This is a genomic window from Streptomyces sp. NPDC014995 (assembly GCF_043080745.1).
Classification (GTDB): Bacteria; Actinomycetota; Actinomycetes; order Streptomycetales; family Streptomycetaceae; genus Streptomyces.
Map to the genome: position 1 here is coordinate 325,372 of NZ_JBIBVX010000002.1, position 17,922 is coordinate 343,293.

Annotated in this window: 15 protein-coding genes and 1 pseudogene; 10 read left to right on the forward strand and 6 right to left on the reverse strand. The window is 72.8% G+C overall.

Annotation, left to right across the window (positions count from 1 at the left end; genetic code table 11):
* Positions 1-183 precede the first annotated feature (183 nt).
* Positions 184-1,875, reverse strand: coding sequence for a phenylacetic acid degradation protein PaaN (gene paaN, locus ACF1A1_RS05880; RefSeq protein ID WP_391645841.1), 1,692 nt, complete (start codon positions 1,873-1,875; stop codon positions 184-186).
* A gap of 159 nt (positions 1,876-2,034) precedes the next feature.
* Between paaN and ACF1A1_RS05885 the strand changes: the two genes are divergently transcribed.
* A complete protein-coding gene (locus tag ACF1A1_RS05885; protein WP_391645843.1) occupies positions 2,035-3,549 on the forward strand; it encodes a 3-hydroxyacyl-CoA dehydrogenase in 1,515 nt (504 codons plus the stop codon).
* Positions 3,546-4,136 (forward strand): TetR/AcrR family transcriptional regulator, encoded by a 591-nt coding sequence (locus ACF1A1_RS05890; protein WP_391645845.1) that lies wholly within the window; start codon positions 3,546-3,548, stop codon positions 4,134-4,136. The genes ACF1A1_RS05885 and ACF1A1_RS05890 overlap by 4 nt, the downstream gene beginning before the upstream one ends.
* Before the next feature lie 3 nt (positions 4,137-4,139).
* Here the strand turns inward: ACF1A1_RS05890 and ACF1A1_RS05895 are convergent, their stop codons facing one another.
* Positions 4,140-4,625 carry an Lrp/AsnC family transcriptional regulator gene (locus ACF1A1_RS05895; protein WP_391646391.1) on the reverse strand — a complete coding sequence of 162 codons (486 nt, stop codon included), beginning with the start codon at positions 4,623-4,625 and terminating at the stop codon, positions 4,140-4,142.
* A 190-nt stretch (positions 4,626-4,815) separates the two neighbouring features.
* Here ACF1A1_RS05895 and pdhA point away from each other — a divergent pair, with 190 nt between their 5' ends.
* The 5 genes from pdhA to ACF1A1_RS05920 are packed head-to-tail and all read left to right on the forward strand — an operon-like array spanning position 4,816 to position 10,884.
* The gene (gene pdhA, locus ACF1A1_RS05900; protein ID WP_391645847.1) at positions 4,816-5,949 is read left to right on the forward strand and encodes a pyruvate dehydrogenase (acetyl-transferring) E1 component subunit alpha; all 1,134 of its coding nucleotides are present in this window, start codon (positions 4,816-4,818) and stop codon (positions 5,947-5,949) included.
* Positions 5,949-6,953 carry an alpha-ketoacid dehydrogenase subunit beta gene (locus ACF1A1_RS05905; RefSeq protein ID WP_391645849.1) on the forward strand — a complete coding sequence of 335 codons (1,005 nt, stop codon included), beginning with the start codon at positions 5,949-5,951 and terminating at the stop codon, positions 6,951-6,953. The genes pdhA and ACF1A1_RS05905 overlap by 1 nt, the downstream gene beginning before the upstream one ends.
* Positions 6,953-8,323 carry a dihydrolipoamide acetyltransferase family protein gene (locus ACF1A1_RS05910; RefSeq protein ID WP_391645851.1) on the forward strand — a complete coding sequence of 457 codons (1,371 nt, stop codon included), beginning with the start codon at positions 6,953-6,955 and terminating at the stop codon, positions 8,321-8,323. The genes ACF1A1_RS05905 and ACF1A1_RS05910 overlap by 1 nt, the downstream gene beginning before the upstream one ends.
* A 54-nt stretch (positions 8,324-8,377) precedes the next feature.
* On the forward strand, positions 8,378-9,352 hold the full coding sequence (locus ACF1A1_RS05915) for an NTP transferase domain-containing protein (RefSeq protein WP_391645853.1): 975 nt from the start codon (positions 8,378-8,380) through the stop codon (positions 9,350-9,352).
* A complete protein-coding gene (locus ACF1A1_RS05920; protein ID WP_391645855.1) occupies positions 9,349-10,884 on the forward strand; it encodes a molybdopterin molybdotransferase MoeA in 1,536 nt (511 codons plus the stop codon). The genes ACF1A1_RS05915 and ACF1A1_RS05920 overlap by 4 nt, the downstream gene beginning before the upstream one ends.
* Positions 10,885-11,000: 116 nt before the next feature.
* On the opposite strand, the gene ACF1A1_RS05925 is transcribed toward ACF1A1_RS05920, so the two are convergent.
* A complete protein-coding gene (locus tag ACF1A1_RS05925; RefSeq protein ID WP_391645857.1) occupies positions 11,001-12,116 on the reverse strand; it encodes a potassium channel family protein in 1,116 nt (371 codons plus the stop codon).
* Between the two features lie 117 nt (positions 12,117-12,233).
* On the opposite strand from ACF1A1_RS05925, the pseudogene ACF1A1_RS05930 reads away from it, so the two are divergent.
* Positions 12,234-12,905: pseudogene (locus ACF1A1_RS05930) on the forward strand (potassium channel family protein); the annotation flags it as partial.
* 186 nt (positions 12,906-13,091) lie between these two features.
* On the opposite strand, the gene ACF1A1_RS05935 reads toward ACF1A1_RS05930, so the two are convergent.
* Positions 13,092-13,940, reverse strand: coding sequence for an ABC transporter permease (locus tag ACF1A1_RS05935; protein ID WP_391645859.1), 849 nt, complete (start codon positions 13,938-13,940; stop codon positions 13,092-13,094).
* Positions 13,937-14,944 carry an ATP-binding cassette domain-containing protein gene (locus ACF1A1_RS05940; protein ID WP_391645861.1) on the reverse strand — a complete coding sequence of 336 codons (1,008 nt, stop codon included), beginning with the start codon at positions 14,942-14,944 and terminating at the stop codon, positions 13,937-13,939. Before ACF1A1_RS05940 ends, ACF1A1_RS05935 begins: the two co-directional genes overlap by 4 nt.
* A 564-nt stretch (positions 14,945-15,508) precedes the next feature.
* Here ACF1A1_RS05940 and ACF1A1_RS05945 point away from each other — a divergent pair.
* Positions 15,509-16,489: an NAD(P)H-quinone oxidoreductase gene (locus ACF1A1_RS05945; RefSeq protein WP_391645863.1), complete on the forward strand. Its 981-nt coding sequence runs from the start codon at positions 15,509-15,511 to the stop codon at positions 16,487-16,489.
* 45 nt (positions 16,490-16,534) lie between these two features.
* On the opposite strand, the gene ACF1A1_RS05950 is transcribed toward ACF1A1_RS05945, so the two are convergent.
* Complete coding sequence (locus ACF1A1_RS05950; RefSeq protein WP_391645865.1) at positions 16,535-16,789, reverse strand: hypothetical protein; 255 nt, start codon at positions 16,787-16,789, stop codon at positions 16,535-16,537.
* A 541-nt stretch (positions 16,790-17,330) separates the two neighbouring features.
* Here ACF1A1_RS05950 and ACF1A1_RS05955 point away from each other — a divergent pair.
* Complete coding sequence (locus ACF1A1_RS05955; RefSeq protein WP_391645867.1) at positions 17,331-17,879, forward strand: bacterial proteasome activator family protein; 549 nt, start codon at positions 17,331-17,333, stop codon at positions 17,877-17,879.
* Positions 17,880-17,922 lie beyond the last annotated feature (43 nt).

A 17,922-nucleotide genomic window follows, 5' to 3' on the forward strand; every position in this document is an offset into this window, starting at 1 on the left:
GGCATGTCGACCGGGTCACGCCGCAGAGGCGGGGCCTGACACGCGCGTCTGCGGCCTAGTCGTCGGTTGCCGACGCTCCGCGTCGACGCCCTCCTCCGCCTTGCAGCTGCACGCACCGAACCCCGCTCGCCGGCGCCGACGAGACACCGTCGACGCCCTGCGACCCGATACGAACGACTGGCCCTAGGACTCCCGGCGCACCTCCACCACCCGGAAGCGGTTGGCGACGAACGCGCCGTCGGTGAGGGCCGAGTTGGCCGCCGGGTTGCCGCCCGAGCCGTGGAAGTCGGAGAAGGCGGCCGTCTGGTTGACGTAGACCCCGCCGGTGAGGTTGAGGGACAGCTGGGCCGCCTCCTCCAGGCAGACCTCCTCGACGGCCTGCTCGACCTCCGCGTCGGTCGTGTACGCGCCGACGGTCATCGCGCCCTTCTCGCGGACCGTGCGCCGCAGCAGTCCGAGCGCGTCCTGGGCGGAGTCGACGGCGACGGCGAAGGAGACCGGTCCGAAGCACTCGCTCATGTAGGCGGCCTCGTCGTCCGGCTTGGATCCGTCCAGCTTCACGATCACGGGCGTCCGCACGACCGCGTCCGGGAACTCCGCGTTGCGCACCTCGCGGGAGGCGAGCGCGACCTCGCCGAGGCCGGCCGCGGCCTCCAGGCGGGCCTTGACGTCCGGGTTGACGATCGCGCCGAGCAGGGCGTTCGCCCGCGCGTCGTCACCGAGGAGGCCGTCGACCGAGCGGGCCAGGTCGGCGACGACCTCGTCGTAGGTCCTGGGGCCCTCGTCGGTGCGGATGCCGTCGCGGGGGATGAGCAGGTTCTGCGGGGTGGTGCACATCTGGCCGCTGTAGAGGGACAGCGAGAAGGCCAGGTTGGAGAGCATGCCCTTGTAGTTCGCGGTGGACTCCACGAGCACGGTGTTGACGCCGGCCTTCTCCGTGTAGACCTGCGCCTGCCGGGCATTGGCCTCCAGCCAGTCCCCGAAGGTCGTCGAGCCGGTGTAGTCGATGATCCTGATCTCGGGGCGGGTGGCCAGGGTCTTGGCGATGCCCTCGCCGGGCCGCTCGGCGGCCAGCGCGACCAGGTTGGGGTCGAATCCGGCCTCGGCGAGCACCTCGCGCGCGACGCCCACGGTGAGCGCCAGCGGCAGCACCGCGCGCGGGTGGGGCTTGACCAGGACCGCGTTGCCGGTGGCGAGGGAGGCGAACAGGCCCGGGTAGCCGTTCCACGTCGGGAAGGTGTTGCAGCCGATGACCAGGGCGATTCCGCGCGGGACCGGCGTGAACCGCTTGGTCAGCGCGAGCGGGTCGCGCTTGCCCTGCGGCTTGGTCCACTCGGCCGTGTCGGGTGTGCGGACCTGCTCGACGTACGCGTAGGCCACGGCCTCCAGGCCGCGGTCCTGGGCGTGGGGGCCGCCCGCCTGGAAGGCCATCATGAAGGCCTGGCCGGAGGTGTGCATGACCGCGTGCGCGAACTCGTGCGTCCGGTCGCTGATCCGCTTGAGGATCTCCAGGCAGACCACCGCGCGGATCTCGGCGCCCGCGTCCCGCCAGGCGCGCTGTCCGGCCTTCATGGCGGGCAGCAGCACGTCCACGTCCGCGTGCGGGTAGGTCACGCCCAGCTCGATGCCGTACGGGGAGACCTCGCCGCCCACCCAGTCGTCCGTGCCGGGCTGGCCCAGGTCGAGGCGGGTGCCGAGGAGGGCGTCGAAGGCGGCCTTGCCCGCCGCCGCGTCCAGACTGCCGTGCTCCCCGTAGGCCTTGGGGTGCTCGGGGTGCGGGGACCAGTACGCGCGGGTGCGGATCGCTTCCAGGGCCTGGTCGAGGGTGGGCCGGTGCTTGGCGATCAGATCGTGCGCGGTGAGTTCGGCGGCCATGCGGGACCAACTCCTCGTCTTGAGAACTCTTCGTCGAGCTCATGAGCTGGGGGAAACAAGGACAGGAACAGGCGGTCAGAGTTAGAGTAACCGAACGATCGGTCGGGACAAGGGGGTCCGCCGCATCTGTGGACAAGCCCGTGCGGGAGGATCGCGCACATGACAGCACTCGACCTCAGCAGCCCCGTGGCCGTCGTCGGCACCGGCACCATGGGCCAGGGCATCGCCCAGGTCGCGCTGGTCGCGGGCCATCCCGTGCGGCTGTACGACGCCGCCGCCGGCCGTGCCCGGGAAGCGGCCGCCGCGATCGGCGCCCGCCTCGACCGGCTCGTCGAGAAGGACCGGCTCACCACCGCCGAGCGGGACGCCGCCCGCGCCCGTCTCACGCCCGTGGAGGACCTCGCCGGCCTCGCGGACTGCGCGCTGGTCGTGGAGGCCGTCCTGGAGCGGCTGGACGCCAAGCAGGAGCTGTTCCGGGCACTGGAGGACGTCGTCGGCGAGGACTGTCTGCTCGCCACCAACACCTCGTCCCTGTCGGTCACGGCGATCGGCGGCGCCCTGCGCAACCCGGGCCGCCTCGTGGGCCTGCACTTCTTCAACCCCGCGCCGCTGCTCCCGCTGGTCGAGGTCGTCTCGGGCTTCGCCACCGACGTCACCTCGGCCACGCGCGCGTACGAGACCGCCCGGGCCTGGGGCAAGACCCCGGTCGCCTGCGCCGACACCCCCGGCTTCATCGTCAACCGCATCGCACGGCCCTTCTACGCCGAGGCGTTCGCGGTCTACGAGGCCCAGGGCGCCGACCCGGCCACCATCGACGCCGTCCTGCGCGAGTCGGGCGGGTTCAGGATGGGCGCGTTCGAACTGACCGACCTGATCGGGCAGGACGTCAACGAGTCCGTCACGCACTCCGTCTGGCAGTCCTTCTTCCAGGACGTGCGCTTCACCCCCTCCCTCGCCCAGCGCCGGCTGGTCGAGTCCGGCCGCCTCGGCCGCAAGACCGGCCAGGGCTGGTACGACTACCGGGACGGTGCCGAGCGCGCCGAACCGCACACCGCGGAGAGGCACCAGCCGCCCGCGTACGTCGTCGCCGAGGGTGACCTGGGCCCCGCCTCGGAGCTGCTCGCGATGATCCGCGAGGCGGGCATCCAGGTCCGCGAGGAGGAAGAGGACCACGGCACCCGCCTGGTGCTGCCGGGCGACGGCCAGCTGGCGCTCGCCGACGGGCAGACCTCCGTGGAGTTCCGTGACGTCGTCTACTTCGACCTCGCCCTGGACTACCGCAAGGCCACCCGCATCGCCCTGTCGGCCTCCCAGGACACCTCCCCGCAGGCCCTGTCCGAGGCCATCGGCCTGTTCCAGGCGCTCGGCAAGGACGTCAGCGTCATCGGCGACGTCCCCGGCATGATCGTCGCCCGTACGGTCGCGCGGATCGTCGACCTCGCGCACGACGCCGTCGCCAAGGGCGTGGCCACCGAGGAGGACATCGACACCGCGATGCGCCTGGGCGTGAACTACCCCCTCGGGCCCTTCGAGTGGAGCCGCAGACTGGGCCGCAGCTGGGCCTGCTCCCTCCTGGACGACCTGCACCAGCGCGACCCCTCCGGCCGCTACGCGCCGTCCCTCGCGCTCTACCGGCACTCCTACGCCACCGAGAAGCGGGAGGGCGCCTCGTGACCACCGCCAAGCGCGACACGTACACCCCGGAGACCCTGCTGTCGGTCGCCGTGCGGGTCTTCAACGAGCGCGGCTACGACGGCACCTCCATGGAGCACCTCTCCAAGGCGGCCGGCATCTCCAAGTCGTCGATCTACCACCACGTCGCCGGCAAGGAGGAACTGCTGCGCCGCGCGGTCAGCCGGGCGCTGGACGGCCTCTTCGGCATCCTCGACGAGGAGCACGCGCGCGTGGGGCGGGCCGCCGAACGCCTGGAGTACGTCGTACGGCGCATGGTCGAGGTGCTCATATCCGAGCTTCCCTACGTCACGCTGCTGCTGCGGGTGCGCGGCAACACCGGCACCGAGCGGTGGGCCCTGGAGCGCCGCCGCGACTTCGACCACCGGGTCGCCGCACTGCTGAAGGCGGCCGCCGTCGACGGGGACGTGCGCGGTGACGTGGAGGTGCGGCTCGCGACCCGGCTGGTCTTCGGGATGATCAACTCGATCGTCGAGTGGTACCGGCCGGACGGGCGGGGCATGGGCGAGCGCGAGGTGGCCGACGCGGTGGTGCGGCTGGTCTTCTCGGGGCTGCGCAAGGAGCCCTGACGGTCAGCTCTGCGGCTCCAGGTCCTCCTCCTCGAACACCAGCAGCGTGCGGGTGCTGAGCACCTCCGGGATCGCCTGGAGCCGGGTGAGCACCAGTTCGCGCAGCGCCCTGTTGTCGGGCGTGTGCACCAGGAGCAGCACATCGAAGTCACCGCCCACCAGGGCGATGTGCGAGGCGCCGGGCAGCTGTCTGAGCTGCTCGCGGACCGTGCGCCAGGAGTTCTGGACGATCTTCAGCGTGATGTACGCGGACGTGCCGTGGCCCGCGCGCTCGTGGTCGACGCGGGCGCCGAAGCCGCGGATGACGCCGTCGTCGAGGAGTCGGTTGATGCGCGCGTAGGCGTTGGCGCGCGAGACGTGGACCCGCTCGGCGACCGACCGTATCGAGGCGCGGCCGTCCGCCTGGAGCATCTGCAGGATGTCCTGGTCGATGGCGTCGAGCGGGCGGGGTGGTGGCAGGGGGGAGCCGCCGTCCGGGCTGTCGGCCATTTGTTCAGATGCCATGTCCCCCCGCCTCTCCGCCGTGGACGTCCTGCGTCCATCTCAGGCTGTGCAGAACCGTTTGTCCACAGCCTGGGGGTGCATGTAGCCAAAATGTGCCGACGACCGAACAATCGGTAGGTGAGGCGGGTCACAGCCGACACGCCTCCCGTAGCCACTCCCAAGAGGAGGTGCCGTCATGACGGTCATGGAGCAGCGGGGCGCGTATCGGCCCACACCGCCGCCCGCCTGGCAGCCCCGCACCGACCCCGCGCCGCTGCTGCCCGACGCCGAGCCCCACCGCGTCCTCGGCACCGAGGCGGCCGCGCAGGCCGACCCGGAGCTGCTGCGCCGGCTCTACGCCGAGCTGGTACGCGGCCGCCGGTACAACGCGCAGGCCACCGCCCTCACCAAGCAGGGCCGCCTCGCCGTCTACCCCTCCAGCACCGGCCAGGAGGCCTGCGAGGTCGCCGCCGCGCTCGTCCTCGAGGAGCGGGACTGGCTCTTCCCCAGCTACCGTGACACCCTCGCGGCCGTCGCCCGCGGCGTGGACCCGGTCGAGGCCCTGACCCTGCTGCGCGGTGACTGGCACACCGGCTACGACCCCTACGAGCACCGCGTGGCGCCCCTGTGCACGCCGCTCGCGACCCAGCTCCCGCACGCCGTGGGCCTCGCCCACGCCGCCCGTCTCAAGGGCGACGACGTGGTCGCGCTCGCCATGGTCGGCGACGGCGGCACCAGCGAGGGCGACTTCCACGAGGCGCTGAACTTCGCCGCCGTCTGGCAGGCACCGGTCGTCTTCCTCGTCCAGAACAACGGCTTCGCGATCTCCGTCCCGCTCGCCAAGCAGACCGCCGCCCCCTCCCTGGCCCACAAGGCCGTCGGGTACGGCATGCCCGGCCGACTGGTCGACGGCAACGACGCGGCCGCCGTGCACGAGGTTCTGAGCGACGCCGTACGGCACGCGCGCGCGGGCGGCGGCCCCACACTCGTCGAGGCGGTCACCTACCGCATCGAGGCCCACACCAACGCCGACGACGCGACCCGCTACCGCGGCGACGCCGAGGTCGAGACCTGGCGCGCACACGACCCGATCCTGCTGCTGGAGCGCGAGCTGACCGCGCGCGGGCTGCTCGACGAGGAGGCGAAGCAGGCCGCGCGGGACGCGGCCGAGACCCTGGCCGCCGATCTGCGCGCCCGTATGAACCAGGACGCGACGCTGGACCCCATGGACCTGTTCGCCGACGTGTACGCCGAGCCCACGCCCCAACTGCGCGAGCAGCGCGCCCTGCTGCGGGCCGAGCTCGACGCGGAACAGGAAGGGGCGCACTGATGACCACCGTCGCCGTCAAGCCCGCCACGATGGCGCAGGCCCTCACGCGCGCGTTGCGCGACGCGATGGCCGCCGACCCGTCCGTGCACGTCCTGGGCGAGGACGTCGGCACCCTCGGCGGCGTCTTCCGGGTCACCGACGGACTCGCCAAGGAGTTCGGCGAGGACCGCTGCACGGACACCCCGCTCGCCGAGGCGGGCATCCTCGGTACGGCCGTCGGCATGGCCATGTACGGCTTGCGGCCGGTCGTGGAGATGCAGTTCGACGCCTTCGCCTACCCGGCGTTCGAGCAGCTCATCAGCCATGTGGCCCGGATGCGCAACCGCACCCGCGGCCGGATGCCCCTGCCGATCACCGTCCGCGTCCCCTACGGCGGCGGCATCGGCGGCGTCGAGCACCACAGCGACTCCTCCGAGGCGTACTACATGGCGACTCCGGGGCTCCATGTCGTCACGCCCGCCACCGTCGCCGACGCCTACGGCCTGCTGCGCGCCGCCATCGCCTCCGACGACCCGGTCGTCTTCCTCGAACCCAAGCGCCTGTACTGGTCCAAGGACGCCTGGAACCCGGAGGACCCGCGGACCGTTGAACCCATCGGCCGCGCGGTGGTGCGGCGCTCGGGCCGGAGCGCCACGCTCATCACGTACGGGCCGTCGGTGCCCGTCTGCCTCGAAGCCGCCGAGGCGGCGCGGGCCGAGGGCTGGGACCTCGAAGTCGTCGACCTGCGCTCCCTGGTGCCGTTCGACGACGAGACGGTCTGCGCCTCGGTACGGCGGACCGGCCGCGCGGTCGTCGTCCACGAATCGGGCTCCTTCGGAGGTCCGGGCGGGGAGATCGCGGCCCGTGTCACGGAGCGCTGCTTCCACCACCTGGAGGCACCGGTGCTGCGGGTGGCCGGGTTCGACATCCCCTATCCGCCGCCGATGCTGGAGCGTCACCACCTGCCCGGCGTCGACCGCATCCTGGACGCCGTGGCGCGTCTGCAGTGGGAGGCCGAGAGCTGATGGCACAGGTGCTGGAGTTCAAACTGCCCGACCTCGGGGAGGGGCTCACCGAGGCGGAGATCGTGCGCTGGCTGGTCCAGGTCGGTGACGTCGTCGCCGTCGACCAGCCGGTCGTCGAGGTCGAGACGGCCAAGGCGATGGTCGAGGTGCCCTGCCCCTACGGCGGCGTGGTCACCGCCCGCTTCGGCGAGGAGGGCACGGAACTGCCCGTCGGCGCCCCGCTGCTGACGGTCGCGGTCGGCGCGCCGGCCTCCGACGGCGAGACCGAGGGCAGCGGCTCGGGCAACGTCCTGGTCGGGTACGGCACCTCGCAGGCGCCCGCGCGGCGACGCCGGGTGCGGCAGACCCGGCCGGCCCCCGCCGTGTCCACGGTGCCCGAGGCGCCGAACGGGCAGACCGGCACCACCGAGGTGGCCGACGGGCCCGTGCCCGTGATCTCCCCCCTCGTCCGCCGGCTCGCCCGGGAGAACGGCCTCGACCTGAGGGAGCTGACCGGTTCCGGGCCCGACGGGCTGATCCTGCGGGCCGATGTGGAGTACGCACTGCGGGCAGCCGCCGCGCAGGGCCGCCCCACCGTGCCCGCCGAGCGGCAGCCGGCCGAGGCACCGGCACCCGCCCGGACCCCGGCACCCGCCCGGACCCCGGCCTCCGCTTCGGCCTCCGCCCCCGCTTCCGCCACTGCCGGCACCCGCATCCCCCTCCGGGGCGTCCGCGGTGCCGTCGCCGACAAGCTCTCCCGCAGCCGCCGCGAGATCCCCGACGCGACCTGCTGGGTGGACGCCGACGCGACGGAGCTGATGCGCGCCCGGACGGCGATGAACGCGGCCGGCGGACCCAGGATCTCCCTGCTCGCCCTGCTGGCCCGCATCTGCACCGCGGCCCTGGCACGCTTCCCCGAGCTCAACTCCACGGTCGACCAGGAGGCGCGGGAGGTCGTCCAGCTCGACCACGTCCACCTCGGCTTCGCCGCGCAGACCGAGCGGGGCCTCGTCGTGCCCGTCGCCCGCGACGCGCACGCCCGGGACGCCGAGGGCCTCACCACGGAGTTCGCCCGCCTCACCGAGGCGGCCCGCACCGGGACCCTCACCCCGGCCGAACTGACCGGCGGCACCTTCACGTTGAACAACTACGGCGTGTTCGGCGTCGACGGCTCCACCCCGATCATCAACCACCCCGAGGCGGCCATGCTCGGCGTCGGCCGTATCGTCCCCAAGCCCTGGGTCCACGAGGGCGAGCTCGCGGTGCGCCAGGTCGTCCAGCTCTCGCTCACCTTCGACCACCGGGTGTGCGACGGCGGCACCGCGGGCGGTTTCCTGCGCTACGTGGCGGACTGCGTGGAACAACCGGCGGTGCTGCTGCGCACACTGTGACGGCGCGGCTCCTGCCGCGTTCCCTGTGATCGGGGCGCCGCGCATACTCGGGGGGTGACCTCCAACGAGCCCCCCGGCGCCCGTGACGCCGGCCCGGCCCCCGACCGCCCGTCGGGCCGGGCCGCCAACGCGTACGACGCCGTCGTGCTCGCCGGTGGCGGCGCCCGCCGTCTCGGCGGCGCCGACAAGCCCGGCGTACGGGTGGGCGGGCGCGCGCTGCTCGACCGGGTGCTGGCCGCCTGTACCGGCGCGCGGACGACCGTCGTCGTCGCCGAGCCCCGCCCCACCGTCCGGCCCGTGCGGTGGGCCCGGGAGGACCCACCCGGCGCGGGCCCCCTCGCGGCCCTCGGCGCCGGACTGGGCCACACCACCACCGACCTCGTCGTCGTCCTCTCCGCCGACCTGCCCTTCCTCGCGGCGGACACCGTCCGGCGGCTGCTGGCCGCCCTGGACCGCAGTAGAGCCGAGGGCGCGCTGCTCACCGACGCCGACGGCCGCGACCAGCCGCTCGTCGCCGCGTACCGTTCGGCCGCCCTGCGCCGTGAACTGGCGGCGCTCGGAGCGGAACACGGCGGCCTCACCGGCCTCCCCCTGCGCCGGCTGACCGCCGGACTCGACCTCACCCGCGTCCCCGATCCCGTCGCGTCCTTCGACTGCGACACCTGGGACGACATCGCCACCGCCAGGGCACGTATCAGGGAGCATGGCCACGTGTTGGATGAATGGATTTCCGCAGTCAAGGACGAGCTGGGCATCGATCTCGACGTCGACACCGGCCTCCTCCTCGACCTCGCCCGCGACGCCGCCCACGGGGTGGCCCGGCCCGCCGCCCCGCTGACCACCTTCCTGGTCGGCTACGCGGCCGCACGGGCCCAGGGCGGCCCCGAAGCCGTCGCCGAGGCCGCCGGCAAGGCCGCGGCCCTGGCCGTGCGCTGGGCCGACGAGGCCGGGGAGGGCGACGAGGCCGGCGCCGGCCGGCCCGACGTGGCTCCCGACGCCACGCCCGACACCCGTCCGGACGCCGGATGACCGCCCCTGGCATCCGGGACGGCCAGGACGCCGACGACCTCGACGTCGAGGAGGCGCTCGCCCTCGTGAAGGACGGCAACAGCTCCGCGCGCCCGGCCGGTGACCGCGGCCCCGTGCCCGCACCGACGGCCTCGCACGGTGAAGGCCGCCGGGCAGGGGACGGCGGAGCGCACGGTGAAGGCCACGGCGGAAGGCATGGTCAAGGCCCTGGCGCAGGCGCCGGTGGGAGGCACGGTGAAGACCCTGGCGCAGGCGCCGGTGGGAGGCACGGTGAAGGCCACGGTGGTGGACACGGCACCCGCTCGTCCCACGCCGGGGACTCCCGCCACCGGGCCACCCCCTGGACCGACGCCCGCACGATCGCCGGCCGGGCCGCCCGCTCACTCGCCGCCCGCCGCACCCCCGTCTCCGTGACCCTCGGTGACGCCCTCGGCCTTGTCCTGGCCGCCCCCCTCAACGCCCTCACCGACCTGCCCTCCTTCGACACCTCCGCGATGGACGGCTGGGCGGTCGCCGGCCCCGGCCCCTGGGACATACGGGAAGAAGGCGTCCTGGCCGGGCAGGCCGAGCCCGCGCCCCTCGCCGACGGTGAGGCCGCCCGCATCGCCACCGGCGCCCGGATCCCCGTGGACACGACGGCGGTGCTGCGCAGCGAACACGGCCGCACCGACGAGAACGGGCGCCTGCACCCCACCCGCGAGGTCCAGCACGGCCAGGACATCCGTCCGCGCGGCCAGGAGTGCCGTAGCGGTGACCAGTTGCTGCCCACCGGAGCGGTGGTGACCCCGGCCGTCCTGGGGCTCGCCGCGGCCGCCGGATACGACACGCTGGCCGTCGTCCCCAGGCCCCGGGTGGAGGTGCTCGTCCTGGGTGACGAGCTGCTCACCGAGGGCCGCCCGCACGACGGTCTCATCCGGGACGCGCTGGGCCCGATGCTGCCCCCGTGGCTGCGGGCGCTGGGCGCCGAGGTCGTGGCGCTGCGCAGGCTGGGCGACGACGCGAAGGCCTTGCACCAGGCCCTCACGACGTCCACGGCCGACCTGATCGTCACCACCGGCGGTACGGCCGCGGGCCCCGTCGACCACGTCCACCCCACCCTGCGCCGCATCGGTGCCGAGCTCCTGGTCGACGGCGTCCAGGTGCGCCCCGGCCACCCGATGCTGCTGGCTCGCCTCAAGGACGACCAGCACCTCGTCGGTCTGCCCGGCAACCCCCTCGCGGCCGTCTCCGGCCTGCTCACCCTGGCGGAGCCCGTGCTGCGCACCCTGGCCGCCCGCCCGGCCCCGGAGTCGTACACCTTGCCGCTGCGGGATGCGGCGCACGGACATCCGCACGACACCCGGCTGATCCCGGTCGTTCTTCGGGGCGACCATGCCGTGCCGCTGCACTACAACGGCCCGGCGATGTTGCGGGGTATCGCGGCGGCCGATGCCCTCGCCGTCGTACCGCCGGGTGGGACACGGGCCGGTCAGGAGGCGGAACTGCTCGACCTGCCGTGGGCCGCGGCCGGGATCGCGGTGTGTTTCACGTGAAACACCGCAAGGACGAGGCAAGTACCGCTCTGGCGTGTTTCACGTGAAACACACCGATAGGCCATCCCGGACCTGTTTCACGTGAAACATGCGAGGCCCGCACGCCGGTCACCCCGTCACGCCTGCTCGGGGACGGTCGCCCGGCTCACCGTGATCACGCGGTCTCCGGCCTTGAGGTGCGTGAGGCGGGGGTCGGCGAAATGCAGTAGTTCCTTGCCCCGGACGACGGCCACCACCAGGTTGGCGCAGCTGCGCGGCGACTGACCCGCCTCCTGCTTGGTGATGGGGCGTTCGATGAGGTCCAGGCCGCTGCCGAAGGTCATCAGATCCTCCAGGGTGCGGGCCACGGTCGGGCTGACCATGGAGACCCCGAGCAGCCGGCCGGCGGAGCTGGAGCTGGTGACCACGGTGTCCGCGCCGCTCTGCTTGAGCAGCGGCGCGTTCTCGTCCTCCCGGGCGGCGGCGACGATCGTGGCGCGCCGGTTCAGCTGGCGGGCGGTGAGGGTCACCAGCGTGGCGGTGTCGTCGCGTTGCGGGGCGACGATGACCCGGGCGGCGTTCTGGACCTCGGCCCGCAGGAGCGTCTCGGAGCGGGTGGCGTCCCCGGTCACCGCCACCAGGCCGTCGTCGCCGGCCGCCAGCGCGGCCTTGCGCTGGGTGTCCACCACGACGATCTGCTCCTTGGGGATGCCCTGCCCGATCAGCGTCTCCACCGCGTGGCGGCCCTTCGTGCCGTATCCGACGACCACGACGTGGTTGCGCGTGCGGGTGCGCCAGCGGTGGATGCGGACCTGCTGGCGGGTGCGCTCGGTGAGCACTTCGAGGGTCGTACCGACCAGGATGATCAGGAACAGCACGCGCAGTGGCGTGATGACGAGGATGTTGACGAGCCGGGCCGCATCACTGACGGGCGTGATGTCGCCGTAGCCGGTGGTGGAGAGGGTGACGGTGGCGTAGTAGGCCGCGTCGAGCAAGTCGACGGAGCCGTCGGAGTTGTCGTTGTAGCCGGAGTGGTCGACGTAGACGATCAATGTGGTGAGGGCCAGCACGCACAGGGCCACGGCGAGGCGCCGGAGCACCTGGAGGAGCGGGGGCACGGCGCTCTGCAGGGGCATCGTGATGGAGCGGCCGGCCTCGGCGTCGTCGTGGGCCTCGGCCCGCGAGCGGTACCAGAGAGACTTGAGGAGGGAGAGCTGTCCCGTTCCGGCAGGCTGTCGTTCGTGGTCTCGCATCGTGTGCCCCCTGTGGTGGTGATCCGATCGGTGGGCACCATGGTTCCCGGCGGGTCGGACCCGTCAGCATGCAACACCCGTCCGTACCTAGTTTCGCCCAGCATCCCGGAGGTCCCCTTGCGTGACCACACCGTCGTCGTCGGCTTCGGCACGAAGGGGCGGGCAGCGATCCGCACCGTCTGTGCCTCGGGGCTGCGGAAGGAGCAGGTCGTCGTGATCGACCCCGGTGCGAAGGTGATCGCCGCGGCGACGGCCGAGGGCTATGAGGGCGTGGTCGGCGACGCCACGCGCAGCGATGTGCTGCGGCGGGCGGAGGTGCAGCGGGCCGGAAAGATCATCATCGCGACCGAACGGGACGACACCGCCGTCCTCGTCGCCCTGACCGCCCGCCAGCTCAACCCCCGCGCGAAGATCGTGGCCGCGGCACGGGAGGAGGAGAACGCGCCGCTGCTGAGGCAGTCCGGCGCGGACGAGGTGATCACGAGCGCCGGAGCGGCCGGACGCCTCCTCGGTCTGTCCGTGCTCAGCCCCGCGTCCGGCCGGGTCATGGAGGACCTCATGCACCAGGGCAGCGGCCTGGACCTCGTCGAACGACCGGTCACCAAGGCCGAGGCGGGGCGCACCCCGCGCGAGACGGACGACCTGGTGGTGAGCGTCGTGCGCGGCCATCGGGTGCTCGCCTACGACGATCCCGCCGTCGGCGTCCTGGAGCTGACCGACCGTCTGGTCACCATCGTGCGGGTGCCGCCGGAACCGTCGACGGCACCGCCGACGGCGCCTCGTCCCTGACCGCCGCACAGGTGCGGACGTACCGCCGGGCTCGTTCGCGGTGGTACCGCCGGGGTGCCTGTGGCCGTACCGCCGCTGCCGTGCGTGGGGTGCCGGGCGCCGTATCCCCGCCGTCACCTGCGGCTGTACCGCCGCTGTCACCTACGGCTGTACCGCCGCCGTCACCTGCGGCGGGTACCGCCGCTGTCACTTGCGGTTGTACAGCCGCATCGTGATCGGTCCGAAGACCAGCACGAACAGGCCCGCCCAGCCCAGCGACCAGGCGATCTCGGCGGTCGGCCAGTCGCCCGCCATCAGCCCGCGCACCGCCGAGGACAGATGCGTGACGGGGCTGTTGTTGACGAACGCCTGGAGCCAGCCCGGCATGGTCTCCGGGTCGACGAACACGTTGGACAGGAAGGTCAGCGGGAAGATCACCATCATGCTGACGCCCATCACCGACTTCTCGGTGCGCAGCAGCAGCCCGAACATCGTCCAGATCCACGAGAACGCGAACGAGAAGACGATCAGCAGGGCGATCCCGGACACGACGCCCACGATCCCGCCGTCCGGGCGGTAGCCGAGGAGCATGCCGACGGTGAGCATCACGACGGAGGCGATGGCGTAGCGCAGGGCGTCGCCGAGGAGGTAGCCGACCATCGTCGACGGCCGCCAGATCGGCAGCGAGCGGAAGCGGTCGAACACGCCCTTCTCGATGTCCGTGTTCACCGAGACACCCGTGTACATCGTGATCATGACGACCGACATCACGAGGATGCCCGGCAGCAGGAACTGGATGTACTCCTTCGGCGACCCGGCCAGGGCACCGCCGAAAAGATACGTGTACATCAGCACCATCATGATCGGGAACGCGGTGACGTCGAAGAGCTGCTCCGGCACGTGCTTGATCTTGAGCATCGCCCGCCAGCCGAAGGTGAGGGAGGCGGACCAGGCGCTCGGGCGCGGCGGCCGCTCCTTGGCGACGAGCAGCGTGGCGAGGGAGTCGACGCGGACCGGGGCGAGGTCCTGCGTGTCGTTGGTCGTCGCGGTGCTCATGCCGCCACCTCGTTCTTCGCGTCGTCGGCCGTGTCGTGGGTGTCGTGTCCGGTCAGGGCGAGGAACACCTCGTCCAGGCTGGGCTGGCCCAGCGAGAAGTTGTCGACGGTGACGCCGGCCCGGGCGAGCTCGGCGAGAGCCCGTGCGGCCTGTTCGGCGGCCGTGTCACCCGCCGCGCCGGTCAGCCGCGCCGTCAGGGCCACCGGGTCCGGTTCGGGCTGCACGGACACGTCCAGCACCCGCCGCAGCACCTCCGTCGCCTCGGGCCGCTGCTCGGCGTCGCGCAGCCGCAGATGGACGGACCCGGCGCCCACGGACGCCTTCAGCTCGCCCTTCGTGCCCTCGGCGATCACCCTGCCGTGGTCGATGACGGCGATCCGGGACGCCAGCTGGTCGGCCTCGTCCAGATACTGCGTGGTCAGCAGCACGGTGGTGCCCTGCGCGACCACCGCCCGCACGATGTCCCACACGTGGTTGCGGCTGCGCGGGTCGAGGCCGGTCGTCGGCTCGTCGAGGAAGAGCAGGTCCGGCGTGCTGAGGATGGACGCGGCGATGTCGATGCGGCGCCGCATGCCGCCCGAGTAGTGCTTCACCTGCTTCCCGGCCGCGTCCGTGAGCCCGAACGCCTCCAGGAGCTGCGCCGACCGCTCCCGGGCGGTCTTCTTGCCGTGCCCGAGGAGCCGGCCCAGCAGCACCAGGTTCTCGGTACCGGTGAGGTCCTCGTCCACCGACGCGTACTGGCCGGTGAGGCTGACCAGGCCGCGTACCTCGTCGGCCTGCCGGACGACGTCGTGACCGAAGACGTGCGCCTCGCCGCCGTCGGGCCTGAGGAGGGTGGCGAGCATCTTGACGGTGGTGGTCTTGCCGGCGCCGTTCGGGCCGAGGACGCCGTAGACCGTGCCGGCGGGCACGGCGAGGTTCACGCCGTCCACGGCCCTGGTCTCGCCGAACGTCTTCACCAGGCCCGCTGTCTCGATGGCCAGGCCGGCGGTGTGCTGGCTCATGGTGGGATGTCCTTCCGCGCAGGGGGTTACGCAGGGGGAGACCTTCACCGTCGCGCAAACTCATCGCCGGCGCACAGGAGTTTTCGGCGGATCGGTCCAATGACCGACGCGGCCGCGCCCGTGGTCGGGGTGCGTGGGTGGGGGCCGCGGGGATTTGGGCGGGGGATCGCGGGGGCCGTGAGCTGGGGACATGGGATTTCCGGGCCGGGGACGTGGGATTCCCGGGCCGGGGGTCGCGGGGGGCCTGAGCCGGAGACGGGGATTTCCAGGCCGGGGACGCGGGTTCCGCAGGCCGACGATGCGGCATCCGCAGGTCCGGGACGGGGGATTCGCCGGCCGGGGCACGGGGTTTCCGGGCGGGGGGACGCAGGATTTGTGGGCCGGGGAGGTGGGATTGCCGGGCCGGGTCGTGAGGGGCCGTGGCTGGGTAGGTGACATTTCTGGGCCGGGCCGGGCCGGGCCGGGCCGCGGAGCCGTGCGCCCGGGCCGGGGCCGGGGACGCCGGATTTCCGGTCCGGGGGAGGTACGGACACCGGCCGGAGGCGCAGGAGTAGCGTCGCCCTCATGTATGCGATCACGATTCCCGAACCTGGTGGTCCCGAGGCGCTGGTGTGGGACCAGGTCCCCGATCCCGTACCCGGCGAGGGCGAGGTCCTGGTCGAGGTGGTGGCCGGTGCCGTCAACCGCGCCGACATACTGCAGCGGCAGGGCTTCTACAACCCGCCCCCGGGAGCCTCCCCCCACCCCGGCCTGGAGTGCTCGGGCCGCATCGTCGCGCTCGGCCCCGGCGTCTCCGGCTGGACCGTCGGCGACGAGGTGTGCGCGCTGCTCTCGGGCGGCGGATACGCGGAGAAGGTCGCCGTCCCGGCCGGGCAGCTGCTGCCCGTGCCCGAGGGCGTCGACCTGAGGCAGGCCGCCGCGCTCCCCGAGGTGACCTGCACGGTCTGGTCGAACGTCTTCATGATCGCCCACCTGCGCCCCGGTGAGACGCTGCTCGTGCACGGCGGCTCCAGCGGCATCGGCACGATGGCGATCCAGCTCGCCAAGGCCGTCGGGGCCAGGGTCGCCGTCACCGCGGGCACCGAGGAGAAACTGCGGCGGTGCGCCGAACTGGGCGCGGACGTCCTGATCAACTACCGCGAGCAGGACTTCGTCGCCGAGATCAAGCAGGCCACGGACGGCGCCGGGGCCGACGTCATCCTCGACAACATGGGTGCGAAGTACCTGGAGCGCAACGTCCAGAGCCTCGCGGTCAACGGCCGCCTGGCGATCATCGGCATGCAGGGTGGTGTGAAGGGCGAGCTGAACATCGGCGCGCTCCTGAGCAAGCGCGCCGCGATCAGCGCGACCTCGCTGCGGGCCCGCTCGCTCGATGAGAAGGCGGCGATCGTCGCGGCCGTACGCGAGCACGTCTGGCCCCTGATCGCCACCGGCCAGGTCCGCCCGGTGGTCGACCGCGAACTCCCGATGAGCGACGCGGCCGCCGCCCACCGGGTGGTCGAGGAGAGCGGCCACGTCGGCAAGGTCCTGCTGGTCACCCCCTGACAGTCCCACGCCGGTCTCGTGCCGGCCTCGCGCCGGCCCCGCGCTTCAGCCGCGCCGCAGGCGCAGGCCGAGGAAGGCGAGGCCGAGACCGAGGCCGATGAGGACCAGGCCGCTGCCGAGGGGCAGGATCCGCAGCACGTGCCCGGCGGGTTGCTCGGCGGTGACCGCCTGCGGCGAGGCGGAGGGCACGAACCCGGCCTCGCCGGGCGCCTGCGACCCGGCCGCGGGGTCCTCGACGGGGTCCTCATCCTCCGGCGGTGACTCCGCCACGTCACCGTCCTCGTCACCGTCTTCGTGCACCTCCTCGCTCCGTCCCGGCCGGACCCGCCCCTCCCCGGCCCGGCTCCCGGCCCGGTCGGGCCCGGCCGGGGACGCGGACGGGGAGGCGGACGGGGACGCGGACGGTGAGGTGGACGGAGACGCGGACGGTGAGGTGGACGGAGACGCGGACGGAGAGACGGCCGGAGAGGCGGTCAGGGACGCGGACGGGGCCGCGGCGGCGTAAGAGACGCCGTCGTACGACGAAGCGGTCGCGGACGAGGTGACAGCCGGTGGCATCGATATGGCCCGGTACGACGCGGCGGACTCGTCCGCTGCGACGCCCCGGTACGGCGGCCCGACCGCCACCACCAGGCCCACCCCCAGCCCGCACAACCCCCGCCGCCATGGAGTCACGTCCGTGACCCCCTCCCGGTGTTCAGCCGAACAGAGAAGAAGTAACCACAAGCCTCACCTCAGCTGATAATCACCGCATTTCGGACTACGCCGAACGGAAACGGTGGATCACCTTTCACAGGGGGCACCACGGTGATGAGGTGTACGGGTGCGAGAGAATGGCGGCATGGAGATGCCGAGGAACGAAAGGTCGCCGGAGAACGCCCAGAAAATCCTGGTCGTAGGCCAGGACGGCATGGCACTCGGCGGCATCGACGCAGACGAGGACTCCCGTGAGACCCCGGTGACGGAACAGGTCGAACAGCCCGCGAAGGTCATGCGGATCGGCAGCATGATCAAGCAACTGCTGGAGGAGGTGCGCGCCGCCCCGCTGGACGAGGCGAGCCGGGCCCGGCTCAAGGAGATCCACGCGAGCTCGGTGAAGGAGCTGGAGGACGGCTTGGCGCCGGAGCTCGTCGAGGAGTTGGAGCGGCTCTCCCTGCCGTTCAACGAGGACGCGACCCCCAGCGACGCCGAACTGCGGATCGCCCAGGCTCAGTTGGTCGGCTGGCTGGAGGGGCTCTTCCACGGCATCCAGACCACCCTGTTCGCCCAGCAGATGGCCGCGCGCGCTCAGTTGGAGCAGATGCGCCGCGCCCTGCCGCCGGGTGTGGGCGGCCACGAGGGCGCCGACGACCCGCGCGCGGGCGGCCGTTCGGGCGGCCCGTACCTGTAGGACCCGGCAGCGGACTTGGGCGGACGCGGCGGACTCAGTGGAC

Excerpts from the sequence above, each read along its gene's own strand:
- paaN (WP_391645841.1), bottom strand. The coding sequence starts at position 1,875 with ATGGCCGCCGAACTCACCGCGCACGATCTGATCGCCAAGCACCGGCCC.
- ACF1A1_RS05885 (WP_391645843.1), top strand. The coding sequence starts at position 2,035 with ATGACAGCACTCGACCTCAGCAGCCCCGTGGCCGTCGTCGGCACCGGC.
- ACF1A1_RS05895 (WP_391646391.1), bottom strand. The coding sequence starts at position 4,625 with ATGGCCGACAGCCCGGACGGCGGCTCCCCCCTGCCACCACCCCGCCCG.
- pdhA (WP_391645847.1), top strand. The coding sequence starts at position 4,816 with ATGACGGTCATGGAGCAGCGGGGCGCGTATCGGCCCACACCGCCGCCC.
- ACF1A1_RS05905 (WP_391645849.1), top strand. The coding sequence starts at position 5,949 with ATGACCACCGTCGCCGTCAAGCCCGCCACGATGGCGCAGGCCCTCACG.
- ACF1A1_RS05910 (WP_391645851.1), top strand. The coding sequence starts at position 6,953 with ATGGCACAGGTGCTGGAGTTCAAACTGCCCGACCTCGGGGAGGGGCTC.
- ACF1A1_RS05920 (WP_391645855.1), top strand. The coding sequence starts at position 9,349 with ATGACCGCCCCTGGCATCCGGGACGGCCAGGACGCCGACGACCTCGAC.
- ACF1A1_RS05925 (WP_391645857.1), bottom strand. The coding sequence starts at position 12,116 with ATGCGAGACCACGAACGACAGCCTGCCGGAACGGGACAGCTCTCCCTC.
- ACF1A1_RS05935 (WP_391645859.1), bottom strand. The coding sequence starts at position 13,940 with ATGAGCACCGCGACGACCAACGACACGCAGGACCTCGCCCCGGTCCGC.
- ACF1A1_RS05940 (WP_391645861.1), bottom strand. The coding sequence starts at position 14,944 with ATGAGCCAGCACACCGCCGGCCTGGCCATCGAGACAGCGGGCCTGGTG.
- ACF1A1_RS05945 (WP_391645863.1), top strand. The coding sequence starts at position 15,509 with ATGTATGCGATCACGATTCCCGAACCTGGTGGTCCCGAGGCGCTGGTG.
- ACF1A1_RS05955 (WP_391645867.1), top strand. The coding sequence starts at position 17,331 with ATGGAGATGCCGAGGAACGAAAGGTCGCCGGAGAACGCCCAGAAAATC.